General features: G+C 56.5%; 13 protein-coding genes. 1 reads left to right on the plus strand and 12 read right to left on the minus strand.

Features of this window, described 5'->3' with window-relative positions; genetic code table 11:
- Positions 1 to 15 precede the first annotated feature (15 nt).
- The 4 genes from KIK84_RS13800 to dusB all read right to left on the minus strand — a co-directional run bounded on the left by KIK84_RS13800 (position 16) and on the right by dusB (position 5,259).
- Positions 16 to 2,292, minus strand: a complete 2,277-nt coding sequence (locus KIK84_RS13800) for a RelA/SpoT family protein (protein ID WP_214123684.1) — start codon at positions 2,290 to 2,292, stop codon at positions 16 to 18.
- Between the two features lie 62 nt (positions 2,293 to 2,354).
- Positions 2,355 to 3,962, minus strand: a complete 1,608-nt coding sequence (purH, locus tag KIK84_RS13805; RefSeq protein ID WP_214123685.1) for a bifunctional phosphoribosylaminoimidazolecarboxamide formyltransferase/IMP cyclohydrolase — start codon at positions 3,960 to 3,962, stop codon at positions 2,355 to 2,357.
- Positions 3,959 to 4,195 (minus strand): helix-turn-helix domain-containing protein, encoded by a 237-nt coding sequence (locus tag KIK84_RS13810; RefSeq protein ID WP_214123686.1) that lies wholly within the window; start codon positions 4,193 to 4,195, stop codon positions 3,959 to 3,961. Before KIK84_RS13810 ends, purH begins: the two co-directional genes overlap by 4 nt.
- Complete coding sequence (dusB, locus tag KIK84_RS13815) at positions 4,192 to 5,259, minus strand: tRNA dihydrouridine synthase DusB (RefSeq protein ID WP_214123687.1); 1,068 nt, start codon at positions 5,257 to 5,259, stop codon at positions 4,192 to 4,194. Before dusB ends, KIK84_RS13810 begins: the two co-directional genes overlap by 4 nt.
- A gap of 112 nt (positions 5,260 to 5,371) precedes the next feature.
- Between dusB and KIK84_RS13820 the strand changes: the two genes are divergently transcribed.
- The gene (locus KIK84_RS13820) at positions 5,372 to 5,851 is read left to right on the plus strand and encodes a YqaA family protein (RefSeq protein ID WP_214123688.1); all 480 of its coding nucleotides are present in this window, start codon (positions 5,372 to 5,374) and stop codon (positions 5,849 to 5,851) included.
- On the opposite strand, the gene KIK84_RS16940 is transcribed toward KIK84_RS13820, so the two are convergent.
- The 8 genes from KIK84_RS16940 to cyoB are packed head-to-tail and all read right to left on the minus strand — an operon-like array spanning position 5,838 to position 13,503.
- On the minus strand, positions 5,838 to 6,731 hold the full coding sequence (locus KIK84_RS16940; protein WP_214123689.1) for a DMT family transporter: 894 nt from the start codon (positions 6,729 to 6,731) through the stop codon (positions 5,838 to 5,840). The genes KIK84_RS13820 and KIK84_RS16940 overlap by 14 nt on opposite strands.
- Positions 6,732 to 6,763: 32 nt before the next feature.
- Positions 6,764 to 7,855: a redox-regulated ATPase YchF gene (gene ychF, locus KIK84_RS13830; protein ID WP_214123690.1), complete on the minus strand. Its 1,092-nt coding sequence runs from the start codon at positions 7,853 to 7,855 to the stop codon at positions 6,764 to 6,766.
- 37 nt (positions 7,856 to 7,892) lie between these two features.
- Complete coding sequence (locus KIK84_RS13835) at positions 7,893 to 8,438, minus strand: response regulator transcription factor (protein ID WP_214123691.1); 546 nt, start codon at positions 8,436 to 8,438, stop codon at positions 7,893 to 7,895.
- Between the two features lie 3 nt (positions 8,439 to 8,441).
- The gene (locus tag KIK84_RS13840; RefSeq protein ID WP_250207987.1) at positions 8,442 to 9,719 is read right to left on the minus strand and encodes an ATP-binding protein; all 1,278 of its coding nucleotides are present in this window, start codon (positions 9,717 to 9,719) and stop codon (positions 8,442 to 8,444) included.
- A complete protein-coding gene (locus tag KIK84_RS13845; RefSeq protein ID WP_349815937.1) occupies positions 9,712 to 10,497 on the minus strand; it encodes an SURF1 family protein in 786 nt (261 codons plus the stop codon). The genes KIK84_RS13840 and KIK84_RS13845 overlap by 8 nt, the downstream gene beginning before the upstream one ends.
- 9 nt (positions 10,498 to 10,506) lie before the next feature.
- Complete coding sequence (gene cyoD / locus KIK84_RS13850; RefSeq protein ID WP_214123694.1) at positions 10,507 to 10,896, minus strand: cytochrome o ubiquinol oxidase subunit IV; 390 nt, start codon at positions 10,894 to 10,896, stop codon at positions 10,507 to 10,509.
- Positions 10,893 to 11,507, minus strand: coding sequence for a cytochrome o ubiquinol oxidase subunit III (gene cyoC / locus KIK84_RS13855; RefSeq protein WP_214123695.1), 615 nt, complete (start codon positions 11,505 to 11,507; stop codon positions 10,893 to 10,895). The genes cyoD and cyoC overlap by 4 nt, the downstream gene beginning before the upstream one ends.
- Positions 11,500 to 13,503 carry a cytochrome o ubiquinol oxidase subunit I gene (gene cyoB / locus KIK84_RS13860; RefSeq protein WP_214123696.1) on the minus strand — a complete coding sequence of 668 codons (2,004 nt, stop codon included), beginning with the start codon at positions 13,501 to 13,503 and terminating at the stop codon, positions 11,500 to 11,502. Before cyoB ends, cyoC begins: the two co-directional genes overlap by 8 nt.
- Between the last annotated feature and the right edge of the window lie 27 nt (positions 13,504 to 13,530).

The following is a 13,530-nucleotide window of genomic DNA, read 5'->3' on the forward strand; positions in this document are numbered from 1 at the left end:
GAGAGCAGCTAGTCCTTAGCGATCACCAGCCGCTTGACTGATCAAGCGCTCAGCTTTGAGCACTGGAGGGCAACGACGCAAGCTGCGCAGGACGGCATCTAAATGGGAGGTATCGCGCACTGCCACCGTAAAGCGCAAATCACTGGCCGCTTGGATGGAGTCTTGCCCCATGTCGATGTGCACAATATCGCCCTCTGCGGCAGCCAAAGCAGCAGCCACTTTGGCCAATACCCCTTTGTCGTTGCGCACCGTGACCAACAAGGTGACAGAAAATGAGCGCACAGGTTCATCCGACCACTCCACGCTGATAAAACGCTCAGCATCCTTGGCTTGCAGCTTGCGGGCCACGTTGCAACCATCTCGGTGCACGGCCAAGCCTTCGCCTTTGCCGAGGTAACCCACGATGGAATCACCCGGTACAGGGCGACAGCAACTGGCGAACTGCACCGAAGCATTCTCGCTACCATCGACCACAATCGCACCAACCGGCGCAGTTTCGTGGGCCATGAAGCGCTCGCGGGTGATCAACAATGCATCGGGCTTGATACCCTCTTCGGCCAGCAAACTGGCCATGCGCTTGGCCACGATGTGGGCGATGCGCTTGCCCAAACCTATATCGGTGAATAAATCGTCGCGCGACTTGTTGCCCGTGAAGCGTAGCAGCTTGTCCCACATCGCGCTGTGATTGGCGCTGTCTTCTGGCACGCTCTCCAGCCCTTCGGCACGCAATGCCTGGGCGAGCAACTTGAATCCCAAGGTAGTGGACTCCGTTTGCGCCATGGTTTTGAGGTGGTGGCGTATCTTGGAACGCGCCCGGCCTGTGCGCACAAAACCCAGCCAAGCCGGATTGGGCGCTGCACTAGGGGCTGTAGTCACCTCCACCACATCGCCATTTTGCAACTCAGTGCGCAAGGGAACTTGGTGACCATTGACACGGGCAGCAATCATTTTGTCCCCCACATCGCTGTGTACGGCGTAAGCGAAATCCACCACTGTCGCCCCCCGCGGTAGAGCCATGATTTGTTGCTTGGGCGTGAATACGTACACCGCATCGGGGAACAGATCGACCTTGATGTGATCCCAGAACTCTGCTGCATCGCGCGTTTCGTTCTGGATATCTAGCAATGATTGCAGCCACTTGGCACCCAAATGGTCGTCGGAGCCACCATCAGGGTTATTGGTCTTGTACAGCCAGTGCGCAGCCACCCCGGAATCGGCAACCAAATTCATGGCTTCGGTACGCATTTGGAATTCGATGTTGATGCCCGCTGGCCCCACCAAGGTGGTGTGCAAAGACTGATAGCCATTGGTTTTGGCAATGGCAATATGGTCTTTGAACTTGCCGGGCACTGGCTTATAGAGTTGGTGCAGCAGCCCCAAAGCGGTGTAACAGTCGGTCACCGAGGGGACGATGAGGCGAAAACCATAAATATCGGTCACCTGGGCAAAGCTCAGGTGCTTGGTGTCCATCTTTTTGTAGATGGAGTACAGCGTTTTTTCACGCCCAGCCAAGCGCACAGCCATACCCGCATCTGCAAATACCCGCTCCACCTCTTTGTGCACGGTTTGAATGAGGTCACGGCGACGGCTACGGGCCTTGGCAACGGCCTTAGAGAGCACGCTGTAACGCCAAGGCAGCAAGTGGCGGAACGACAGCTCTTGCAACTCGCGGTAGGTTTGGTTCAAACCCAGTCGGTAGGCAATGGGCGCATAAATTTCCAGCGTTTCGGACGAAATGCGCCCCCATTTGCTGCGCGGCATGTCCGAGAGCGTGCGCATATTGTGCGAACGGTCGGCCAATTTGATGAGGATGACACGCACATCACGCGCCATGGCCAAGAGCATTTTGCGAAAGGACTCGGCTTGGTTCTCTTCGCGGGTGTTGAACTGCAGCTTGTCCAGTTTGGTCAGCCCATCGACCAGCTCGGCTACGGGGCTGCCAAAGCGCTCGAGCAGCTCGCTTTTGGTGATACCGCAGTCTTCCAGCACATCGTGCAACAAGGCGGCCATCAAAGCCTGGGCATCCAACTTCCAGTCGGCGCACTGCGCAGCTACCGCTATGGGGTGGGTGATGTAGGGCTCACCACTGTTGCGTAGCTGGCCCAAGTGGGCTTCATCGGCCAGGCGGTAGGCCTTGCGCACCTGCTCCACATCGCTGGGAGACAGGTAGTCCAACTTGTCCACCAAAGCGGCAAAACTGGCGGCTGCCGCAATGTGCGCAGCATTAGCAAGGTGCGCGCCGCCAAAAGCGGCATTCGGTGCGTTGGTGGTACTGTGTTCGACTCGGCCCATAGCGTAAATGTAGCGCCTAGCAGGCGCTACCGGACAGTTGGGCCATGCCTTCTTTGGCGTGATTAATGGCGGAAATGGCGCACACCGGAGAACACCATGGACACGCCACGCTCATTGGCAGCGGCAATCACCTCGTCATCGCGCATGCTGCCACCGGGTTGGATGACGCAGGTCGCGCCGTGGTCGATGACCACATCCAGCCCGTCACGGAAGGGGAAGAAGGCATCGCTGGCCACGGCTGTGCCTTGCAGGCTCAGGTTGGCGTGTCCGGCCTTGATGCTGGCAATGCGCGCGCTGTCCAAGCGGCTCATCTGCCCTGCTCCTACACCCATCGTCATACCGTCCTTGCAGAACACGATGGCGTTGCTCTTGACGAACTTGGCCACCTTCCAAGCGAACAGCAGGTCTTGCAGTTCTTGCTGGGTGGGTTGCTTGATGGTCACGACCTTGAGGTCGGCCAGAGTCAACTCGTGGTTGTCCGCCGTTTGCAGCAAGATGCCCGAACCAATGCGCTTCATGTCCATGGCATTTTGGCCCTTGAGCCATGGCGTATCACCGCCAGCGGGCAAGTCGATTTGCAGCAAACGCACATTGACCTTGGACTTGAACACTTCCAGCGCTTCGGGCGTGAAGGCTGGCGCCATCAGTACTTCCACAAACTGCTTCGAAATTTGTAGCGCAGCAGGCCCATCCAGCGGGCTGTTCAGGGCGATGATGCCGCCAAAGGCGCTGGTTGGATCGGTCTGGAATGCCTTGCTGTAGGCCTCCAGCGCATCCTTGCCGACGGCCACGCCGCAGGGGTTGGCATGCTTAACGATCACACACGCGGAACCTGTGAAACTCTTGACGCATTCCCACGCCGCATCGGCATCGGCCAAGTTGTTGTAGCTCAGCTCTTTACCTTGTAGCTGCTTGGCCGTGACCAAGGAGCCGGGGGCGGGTTGCAGGTCGCGGTACAGGGCCGCTTGCTGGTGGCTGTTCTCACCGTAGCGCAGGTCTTGTACCTTGATGAAGCGCCCATTGCTCTGCCCGGGAAAGAGTTGCAGCACGGGAGCGGCTTCGTCAGCAGGCACTGCATCGCCTTCGGCCAAGGCGATGGCCGACAGGTAGTCGCTGATGGCACCGTCGTACTGGCTGATGCGATTGAACGCGGCAATCGACAGCGCCAGCTTGGTCTTGCGGCTGACTTCGCCTTGCGCTTGCAACTCGGCAATCACGCCAGCGTATTGGGATGCGTCGGTGAGCACCGCCACGTCTTTCCAGTTCTTGGCGGCGCTGCGCACCATGGCGGGACCGCCAATGTCGATGTTCTCGATCGCATCGCCCAACGTGCAATCGACTTTGGCCACGGTGGCCTCAAAGGGGTAGAGGTTGACCACCAGCACGTCAATGGTGTCGATCTGGTGCTCGGCCAGCGCAGCCATGTGGGCTGGGAAATCACGACGGGCCAGCAAACCACCGTGCACGCGGGGATGCAGGGTTTTGACACGGCCATCAAGCATCTCGGGAAATCCGGTCATATCGGCCACTTCGGTCACGGGCAGGCCTTGCTCGGCCAGCAACTTGGCCGTACCGCCAGTGGACAGCAGGCGCATGCCTTGCTGGTGCAGGACGCGGGCCAGCTCGACGATGCCGGTCTTGTCGGAAACGGATAACAGGGCAGATTTCATATGAGGTTGTGCTCCAGCAATTTCTTGCGCAGGGTGTTGCGATTGAGGCCCAGCCATTGGGCGGCTTTGCTCTGGTTGTGGTCGGCGCGCGCCAGCACCACTTCCAGCATGGGTTTTTCGACTGCGTGCACCAGCATGTCGTAGATGCCGTTCGCTTCGATGTCACCCAGATCTTGAAAATACGTCTCTAGACTGGCACGCACACAGGCGTCCAGACGATTAGGCTCGCTCATGCGGCTAGCTCCTTGGTGTTGTTATGGTCAGTGGTCACCTGCGCTGTGGCCGCATCCAACGCGGTACGGACTGGCAGTCTGTCCATCTGGGCATCGAGTTCAAGCAAAAATTGCTCCACCGCCTGCACCTGCTCGTGGCTGGTTTGCAGGGTGTTCATGTGGCGGCGAAATTCCGCCGCACCTGGCAGGCCTTGGATATACCAGCCAATGTGTTTGCGTGCCGATCGCACGCCCGTCAATTCACCGTATAAGGCATAGTGGTCGTGCAAATGCTCAACCAATTCGCGGCGTACCTCGCTGACCAAGGGAGCGGCCATTAGCTCGCCAGTGGTCAAAAAGTGGGCAACCTCGCGGAATATCCACGGGTAGCCTTGGGCGGCACGCCCAATCATGATGGCATCGGCCCCGGTCGCGCGCAGCACAACTTGGGCTTTGTGGGGACTGGTGATGTCGCCATTGGCCACCACAGGTACTTGCACCGCCGCTTTCACGGCGGCGATGGTGTCGTACTCGGCCTGTCCACTGTAGCCCTGCTCGCGCGTGCGGCCATGGACAGTGAGCATTTGCACCCCGGCAGACTCGGCCTGGCGGGCGATGGACACCGCGTTTTTGTGCGACTGGCACCAACCAGTACGCATCTTGAGAGTGACCGGCACATTGTGGGGGACGCAGGCTTGCACCACCGCTTGCACAATGCCTATGGCCAAGCCTTCGTCTTGCATCAAGGCTGATCCAGCCCATTTGTTACAGACCTTTTTGGCTGGACAGCCCATGTTGATGTCGATGATCTGCGCCCCGCGGTCAATGTTGTAGCGCGCGGCGTCGGCCATCATCTGGGCATCGGTTCCGGCAATTTGCACCGCAATCGGCCCAGGCTCGCCCTCGTGGTTGGCACGGCGAGAGGTTTTGAGGCTGTCCCACAAATCGGGGCGGGATGTGACCATCTCACTGACGGCATACCCTGCGCCCAAGCGTTTGCACAATTGGCGAAAAGGCCTATCCGTCACCCCTGCCATAGGGGCGACAAAATAAGGGTTAGCCAACTCGTACGCACCAATGCGCATAGAACACAATACCAATAAGGGGGATGGAAAAAAACTGCCCCTGCAAGAGGGGCATGGGCGCGATTTTACCTGCCCCGCACAACACTGGCCCAACCCTAGTAAACACTAACGCATGGACGCTTGGATCAGCCCTCTTTTGCACTGGCTTGCCGTACCAGACAACAGCCTTTTGGCCGTATTCGTGGTGGCTACCTTGTCGGCTACTTTGCTGCCTATGGGGTCGGAACCGGCGGTGCTGGGGGTGGTATATGTCAACCCCCATTTGTTTTGGCCCACGATTGCAGTGGCCACAGTAGGCAACACCTTGGGCGGTGCCTTCAATTGGTGGTTGGGCTATCAGGCCCAAAGCGTGCGCCGCAAGCACCTGCCCCCAATGCAAAAAAACCAAGAGTTGCGCGCTTTGCGTTGGTTGCAGCGCTTGGGCCCCAAAGCCTGTCTGCTGGCATGGCTGCCACTGGTGGGCGATCCTTTGTGCACGGTAGCAGGGTGGCTGCGTTTGCCTTGGTGGCCCTGTGTGGTCTACATGGCCATCGGCAAAGCCTTGCGCTACGTGGTGATGACGGCCCTGGGCTTGGGACTTATTGGCGGGTAAGCACCAGCACGGTTCCCACCACGGTGAGGACAGCGCCCACCCACGCGCCACGTGCAGGGGGTTTGCCTTGCACTAACCACAACAGTGGTAGCACCATAACCGGTGTCACCGACGACAGCACGCCCACCAAACCCAAGTCTCCGCCATGCAATGCCAGCATAACGAGGGTCATGCCCAAACCCATGCCAACCCAGCCACTGAGAACCGTCAAACCCAACGTTTTGCCGCGCAGAGGAACCTGGGCCCGAACCATCTTCCAACCCGAAGCAAACAAGACCCAATGGACTGCACATGTCGCTCCCGCACGGACGGTGGCTGCGGTCAGCGAATCCACACCCGACAACAGAACTGGTTTGACCATGGCCGAACCGACAGCTTGGCACAAGGCCGCCGTCAACCCCAATGCCACGCCCCAGTGCCAAGAGCCACGCACTGTTTCCAAGTGGTGCGACTCGTCGCGACGGCTCCCCCACGCGATGGCAACCATCACACCACCGACGACCAATATCCCACCCAACACCGCTTGCAGGCCCATGCGCTCATCACGCAGCCACCACCCCAATAATGCGCTGAACAAGGCATGGGTGGCGTACAGAACTCCGGTACGCCGTGGGCCCAAACGATTCATGCAGGCAAACATCGCGGTATCGCCAATGAAAATGCCTGCCACGCCACTGCCCACTAGCAGTAGCCATGCCGTAGCATTCAACTGGCGCCAGCTGCCCAGCCACAACAACAGGGGAATGAAAACCAGCAACAGCGCTGTGATGCGCCAGCGGGTAAAAGCCAATACACCCAGTTGGCGCGAGGGTTGCGCCGATAGCAATGCCGAGACCGCCCAACTGGCCGCTGCCGCGAGGGCAAACCAGTCGTATGTCACGCCATCACTGCCAGCAGCATGGATGGAAAGGCTTAGGAGCTGAACAAGAAATTCATCACATCGCCGTCTTGGACGATGTACTCCTTGCCTTCGGCGCGCATCTTGCCCGCCTCTTTGGCACCCTGCTCGCCCTTGAAGGCGATAAAGTCATCAAAGGCGATGGTCTGGGCGCGGATGTAGCCTTTTTCAAAGTCGGTGTGGATCACGCCCGCGGCCTGAGGGCCTGTGTCGCCCACGCGAATGGTCCACGCACGCACTTCCTTCACTCCAGCAGTGAAATAGGTTTGCAAGCCCAGCAGCTTGAAGCCGGCGCGGATCAAGCGATTAAGGCCGGGTTCGTCTTGGCCCAATTCTTTGAGGAACTCGATGCGGTCTGCGTCGTCCATCTCGGACAACTCGGCTTCGATCTTGGCGCAGATGGCCACCACGGGCGCGTTTTGCGTGGCGGCGTATTCCTTGAGGCGATCAAGGTAGGGATTGTTCTCGAAACCATCTTCGCTGACGTTGCCCACAAACATGGCGGGCTTGGCGGTAATGAGGAAAAACTGCTTGAGCAGGGGCAACTCTTCTTTGCTGAACTCGATGGTGCGTACCGGCTTGCCTTGATCCAGCGCGGCTTGGCACTTTTCCAAAATCGCCACCAGTTTGATCGACTCTTTATCGCCTGAGCGAGCGGTCTTGGTCACGCGCTGCAGGGCCTTCTCGACGGCACCCAAGTCCGCAAGGCACAGTTCGGTTTGGATCACTTCGATGTCGGCAATCGGGTCCACTTTGCCAGCCACGTGGATCACGTTGTCATCGGCAAAGCAGCGCACCACGTTGACGATGGCATCGGTTTCGCGAATGTGGGCCAAGAACTTGTTGCCCAAGCCTTCACCATTGCTGGCACCTGCCACGAGACCTGCGATGTCCACAAACTCCACAATGGCTGGCACCACACGCTCAGGCTTGACCACGCTGGCCAGTTGATCCAGTCTGGGATCCGGAACCTCCACAATCCCCACATTGGGTTCGATGGTGCAGAAGGGATAGTTCTCGGCTGCGATACCGGCCTTGGTCAGGGCGTTGAAAAGGGTGGATTTGCCCACGTTGGGTAGACCGACAATGCCGCACTTGAGGCTCATGGAATGCTTTCTGAGAATTCGGAAAAATCCGACGATTTTATTTGATTCGCTGCTTCTCTAGCTTGCGCGCCAAGGTACGGCGGTGCAAGCCCAAGCGGCGGGCTGTTTCGGAAATATTGAAACCCGTTTCAACCAGCGTCTCGTGGATGCGTTCCCACTCCAAGGTTTTGATGGAGGTGCTCTGGCGTGCCAGTTCCACATCCACCTGTCCTTCGACCCGACTGAATGCCGCCTCTATGTCATCGGTATTGGAGGGTTTGGCCAAATAGTGGCACGCCCCCAGCTTGATGGACTCCACCGCTGTAGCAATGCTGGCAAAACCTGTGAGCACGACGATGAGCATGGAGGGGTCATACTGGTGCAAACGCTGCACACACACCAAACCCGAGGCCTCATTGTTGAGCTTAAGGTCAACGACTGCATAGTGTGGATCGAAGGTTGCGAGCTTGTGCTCCAACTCGACCAAGTTGGCCACATGTTCTACCCGATAACCACGGCGCGTGAACGAACGCGCTAGGGTGCGCGCAAAGTCCGCATCGTCCTCCACGATGAGCATGTGTTTGGAGTCCAAGCTTGCGTCCATGGTTCAAATAGTAAGCGCGGACAAAGGGATACTCAAGCGCACCAAGGCACCGCCTTCTGGCAGATTGTGAACCTGCATCTGCCCCTCCAAGGTTCGTACAACATTGCTCACCAAAAACAAGCCCAGGCCGCTGCCGGCCCGCCCTTTGGTGGATTGGTAGGGTTTGCCCAATGCCTGCAAGATGGCGACAGGGAAACCAGGCCCTTGGTCGCGCACGGTGAGCACCAAACTTTGCATTTCTTGCTCTACGTGCAAATGCTGCCCCTGCGGGGATGCTTCCAAAGCGTTATCAAGCAGGTTGCACAGCATTTGCTCCACCATGCTGTCACCAGCAATCGCCAGCGCTCCATCCATGGCATGGCTGTAGCGAAATTGCGTGGCATGGCGCGATGACTGCCAGCGCTCCACAACCCCCTGCAGGAAAACACCCAACGTCGTGCGCTGCGACCCTTCACCACGCGCCTCACCCGCGGAGAGCAAAATGCCACTGACAATGCGTTTGCAGCGCTGCAGTTGTTGCTGCATTTCCTCAACCTCTTGGCGCAATTCAGAGTTTTGCTGCAGGACAGGCATGCGCTGCCAGTCTCCCACTATGACACTCAGGGTAGCCAGCGGGGTTCCTAACTCATGGGCCGCGCCGGAAGCCAGCAAGCCCATGCGCACAATGTGCTCGTTTTCAATTGCCTGCTGGCGCAAAGCGGCCAATTTGGCATCGCGCTGGCGCAAGTTGTCATTGATGCGGCGAATAAACCACGCCAGCAAACCTGCATTCAGTGCAAAACAAACCAATAGGCCTTGGTTGTACAAACTGCGCCAACCGTGGTCATGGTCCAAGGGAATACCCAAAGGTTCTGCCTTCCAGGCCAGTAGGGTCAAAGCCAGAACCGTAACACCCACCATGCACCAACTCCACCTCGACTTGAGCAACACGGCGCCCAAAATGACTTGCAACAGGTAGATAAAAGCAAAGGGATTGGTCAGGCCGCCGCTCCAATACAGTTGCCATGTGAGGGCTGCTACATCCACCAGCAGAGCCACAAAGAGCGCTCTGCTGCTCACGGAAGGACTTTCGCGCCAACGCACGTGGCTAATGGCATTGAAAATAGCCAAGAACAGCACCGTGGCTCCCATAGCCCACAACGGCAAGGGCACTTGGAACAGTCCCACTGCGATGGCAATGGTGACAATTTGCCCAACCACCGCGATCCAACGTAGCTGGATCAACTGCTGCATATTCTTATGACCAAAGCTGATATCCAAATCAGCCAAAGGCTCAGTCATGTTCTGCATTGGCAATAGCGCTGCGCTGACGCCAGACAAAAACAGCCCCCCAAGCAGCCATGAAAGCCATGGCAAACCAAGTCAGGGCGTATTGCAAATGGTTATTCGCAAATCGCACCACCGTCAAACCACCCACAGGAGCAAACTCCGACTGCGCTGAACTCGTGAACGACGAGTCCGCATCGACAAAGAGAGGGGCTACGTGTTGCAAACCCGCTCGGCTGGACAGGGCGGCTATGTCACGCGAATACCAACGATCCTTCTCCGCCTGGTTGGCACGCAATACAGTTCCCTGAGGTTCTGTCTTGCGCACTAGACCCGTGATCTGCACCACTTCTTCAGGATCATGGGGTAGCACGCCTTTGTTCTGCTGGCTAACGTAGCCACGGTTCACCCAAACCACGGCTCCATTGTTTTGCACCAATGGCATCATGAGCCAATAGCCAGAACCCAACTCGGTAGCGGCCACCACCCACGCACCGCGCTCCGACAACCAACGCCCTGACACCTGCACACGCCTGTATTCAAGAGCAGATGCATCCACTGGCGCGGGTGATAACAAAGACAGCAGAGGCACGGGTTCTGCACGCAACCGCGCCTCCACTTTGGCTATCAAATCCAGTTTCCAGACACGCCTCTGCAGCTGCCATGTACCCAGTGTCATGAACACCAAGACCAAAAACAGCAATACTAAAGCAAGAACCGCCGCAGCAGTCCTTTTCGGGACGGGCTGCAGCGGATCGCGAGAAGATGGTGAAGATGTCACCATATCAGCCATAGAACGCCGTTAGGGTTTGACCCGCATCTCATGCTCGGTCATGGGCATCATGTTGGTGTTGAGGTGGTACATCACCCACAACGAACCCGACAAAACAATGATGACCAGCAGTGCCGTAAACATAAGTGCCAACATATTCCAACCACTTTCCGATTTGCTGTCCATGTGCAGGAAGTAGACCATGTGCACCACGATTTGCACGACTGCAAATGCCAGCAAGACAACAGAAGTCACTACCGAACTGCTAAATACTTTGCCCATGACTAACCAGAAAGGAATGGCTGTCAAGATAACGGAAAGAACAAAACCGATGACATACCCGCGCAGGCTGATGTGTGGACCTGCATCGTGGCCATGGTCATGATCATGGCCGTGGTGGTTATCGTGACTGCTGCTCATGGCAGAACTCCCATCAGGTATACAAAGGTGAAAACGCCAATCCAGACCACATCCAAAAAGTGCCAGAACATGGACAGGCACATCAAACGACGGCGGTTAGCGGCATGCAAACCATACTTGCCGACTTGCACCATCAGCGTAATAAGCCACACGATACCGAAGGTCACGTGCAAACCGTGTGTACCCACCAAAGAAAAGAAAGACGTCAGAAATGCACTGCGTTGTGGACCTGCGCCTTCGTGGATAAGGTGAGCAAACTCGTACAACTCCAAAGCCAAGAAGGCGGCGCCGAGCAGCCCCGTGATAGCCAGCCAAATCAAAGTGGGCTTAACCTTGTTGCTTTGTGCTTGCAACATGGCAAAACCGTAGGTGATGGAGGATAGCAACAGGAAACCTGTGTTGACCGCTACCAAAGGCAGGTCAAACAAATCAGCGCCCGATGGACCCGCTGCATAGCTGCGACCCAGCACGCCGTATGCGGCGAACAGAATCGCAAAGATGAAGCAGTCGCTCATCAAGTAGAGCCAGAAGCCCAGCAAAGTGCCATTTTCTGGGTGATGGTCGTGCGCAATATAGCGCGCGGTGTTCGGTGCAAAAGTGGTATCAGACATGGCTGGCCAGCAATCGTGTACGTTGTTCTTCCGTGCGCACCACATCCTCTGCTGGAATGTAGTAATCACGGTTGTAGTTGAAGGTATGGATGATGGCTGCTGCAATAGTGGCAACAAATGCTACACCTGCGATTAGCCACATGTGCCACACCAAAGCGAATCCCAACAAAGCGCTCAAAGCGGCAATGATGAAACCAGCACCGGTGTTCTTGGGCATGTGGATATCAACAAACCCACCCAAAGGACGCTGGTAGCCGTTTTTCTTCATATCCGCCCATGCATCGAGATCGTGCACCACAGGCGTAAACGCAAAGTTGTAGTCCGGTGGAGGCGAAGAAGTCGACCACTCCAATGTGCGGCCATTCCATGGATCGCCGGTCACATCGCGCAGCTGCTCACGCTTGAGGAAGCCGAAGAATATGCTCGCTATAAAGCTGGCAATACCCAAGGCAATCAAGGCTGCACCGAAGGCGGCAACAACAAACCAGATCTGCAGTGAAGGATCATCAAAGTGACTCATGCGACGGGTCACACCCATCAGACCAAGTACATACAAGGGCATGAATGCAAAGTAGAAACCAATGCACCAGAACCAGAACGAGCACTTGCCCCAAAAGGGATCAAGCTTGTAACCGAAAGCCTTGGGGAACCAGTAGGTGATGCCCGCAAACATACCAAACACCACACCACCAATGATGACGTTGTGGAAGTGCGCAATCAGGAACAAGCTGTTGTGCAACACAAAGTCAGCAGGAGGAACCGCCAACAACACGCCTGTCATGCCACCGATAACGAAGGTCACCATAAAGCCCATCGTCCACAACATGGGGACTTCGAAACGAATACGGCCACGGTACATGGTGAACAACCAGTTGAAAATCTTCGCCCCGGTCGGAATGGAGATGATCATCGTGGTGATGCCAAAGAAGGTATTCACACTGGCACCTGACCCCATGGTAAAGAAGTGGTGCAACCAGACCAAATACGACAGTACTGTGATGCATACGGTCGCATAGACCATGGACTTATAGCCAAAGAGGCGCTTTCCAGTGAAGGTGGGTACGACCTCTGAAAACACACCAAACGCCGGCAAGATCAGGATATACACCTCGGGGTGGCCCCAGATCCAGATCAAGTTCACGTACAACATGGGGTTACCACCCAAGTCGTTGGTGAAAAAGTTAGTGCCGACGTAGCGATCCAAGGACAACAACGCCAAGGCTGCCGTCAAAATGGGGAAGGTCACCACAATCAGCACGTTGGTGCACAAGGATGTCCAAGCAAACACGGGCATCTTCATGTAGTTCATGCCTGGCGCACGCATCTTCACGATGGTGACAATCAGATTGACCCCCGACAACAGAGTGCCGACACCAGCAACCTGCAAGGCCCAAATGTAGTAATCCACCCCTACATCCGGACTATTCAAGATGCCTGAAAGCGGTGGATAAGCCAACCAACCAGTTTTGGCAAACTCGCCAATAAACAGCGATGCCATGACCAAACCAGCACCAAATGTAGTCATCCAGAAGCTGAAGTTGTTCAGGAACGGGAAAGCCACATCGCGGGCACCAATTTGCATGGGCACCACGTAGTTCATCAGACCTGTCACCAAAGGCATGGCCACAAAGAAAATCATGATCACGCCGTGTGCGGTGAACACTTGATCGTAGTGATGCGGGGGCAAAAAGCCGGCCTGGTCACCAAAAGCAATTGCTTGTTGGGCACGCATCATGACGGCGTCAGCAAAACCACGCAGCAGCATGATGACAGCCAAGACGATGTACATGATGCCGATGCGTTTGTGGTCGATGCTGGTCACCCAATTGCGCCAGAAAGGTCCCCATAAACGGAAATACGTCATCAAGGACAGGACAGCCAAGCCCCCCAAAGCTACCGCAATGAATGTGGCAACCAAAATAGGCTCATGGAAAGGAATGGAGTCCAGTCCCAAGCGGCCTAATAGCCAATGGTCTGTATGGTTTGATTCAAGCATAAAGGTCTCGTCTAAAACGGATTCAAT

The organism is Curvibacter sp. CHRR-16 (genome assembly GCF_018474005.1).
In the GTDB taxonomy this organism is placed as follows: Bacteria; Pseudomonadota; Gammaproteobacteria; order Burkholderiales; family Burkholderiaceae_C; genus Allorhodoferax.

What these genes read in the sequence shown, in the direction of transcription:
- KIK84_RS13840 (WP_250207987.1), bottom strand. Translation starts at nt 9,719, where the DNA reads ATGACTGAGCCTTTGGCTGATTTGGATATCAGCTTTGGTCATAAGAAT.
- KIK84_RS13820 (WP_214123688.1), top strand. Translation starts at nt 5,372, where the DNA reads ATGGACGCTTGGATCAGCCCTCTTTTGCACTGGCTTGCCGTACCAGAC.
- purH (WP_214123685.1), bottom strand. Translation starts at nt 3,962, where the DNA reads ATGAAATCTGCCCTGTTATCCGTTTCCGACAAGACCGGCATCGTCGAG.
- dusB (WP_214123687.1), bottom strand. Translation starts at nt 5,259, where the DNA reads ATGCGCATTGGTGCGTACGAGTTGGCTAACCCTTATTTTGTCGCCCCT.
- KIK84_RS13835 (WP_214123691.1), bottom strand. Translation starts at nt 8,438, where the DNA reads ATGGACGCAAGCTTGGACTCCAAACACATGCTCATCGTGGAGGACGAT.
- cyoB (WP_214123696.1), bottom strand. Translation starts at nt 13,503, where the DNA reads ATGCTTGAATCAAACCATACAGACCATTGGCTATTAGGCCGCTTGGGA.
- KIK84_RS13845 (WP_349815937.1), bottom strand. Translation starts at nt 10,497, where the DNA reads ATGGCTGATATGGTGACATCTTCACCATCTTCTCGCGATCCGCTGCAG.
- cyoC (WP_214123695.1), bottom strand. Translation starts at nt 11,507, where the DNA reads ATGTCTGATACCACTTTTGCACCGAACACCGCGCGCTATATTGCGCAC.
- ychF (WP_214123690.1), bottom strand. Translation starts at nt 7,855, where the DNA reads ATGAGCCTCAAGTGCGGCATTGTCGGTCTACCCAACGTGGGCAAATCC.
- KIK84_RS13810 (WP_214123686.1), bottom strand. Translation starts at nt 4,195, where the DNA reads ATGAGCGAGCCTAATCGTCTGGACGCCTGTGTGCGTGCCAGTCTAGAG.
- cyoD (WP_214123694.1), bottom strand. Translation starts at nt 10,896, where the DNA reads ATGAGCAGCAGTCACGATAACCACCACGGCCATGATCATGACCATGGC.
- KIK84_RS13800 (WP_214123684.1), bottom strand. Translation starts at nt 2,292, where the DNA reads ATGGGCCGAGTCGAACACAGTACCACCAACGCACCGAATGCCGCTTTT.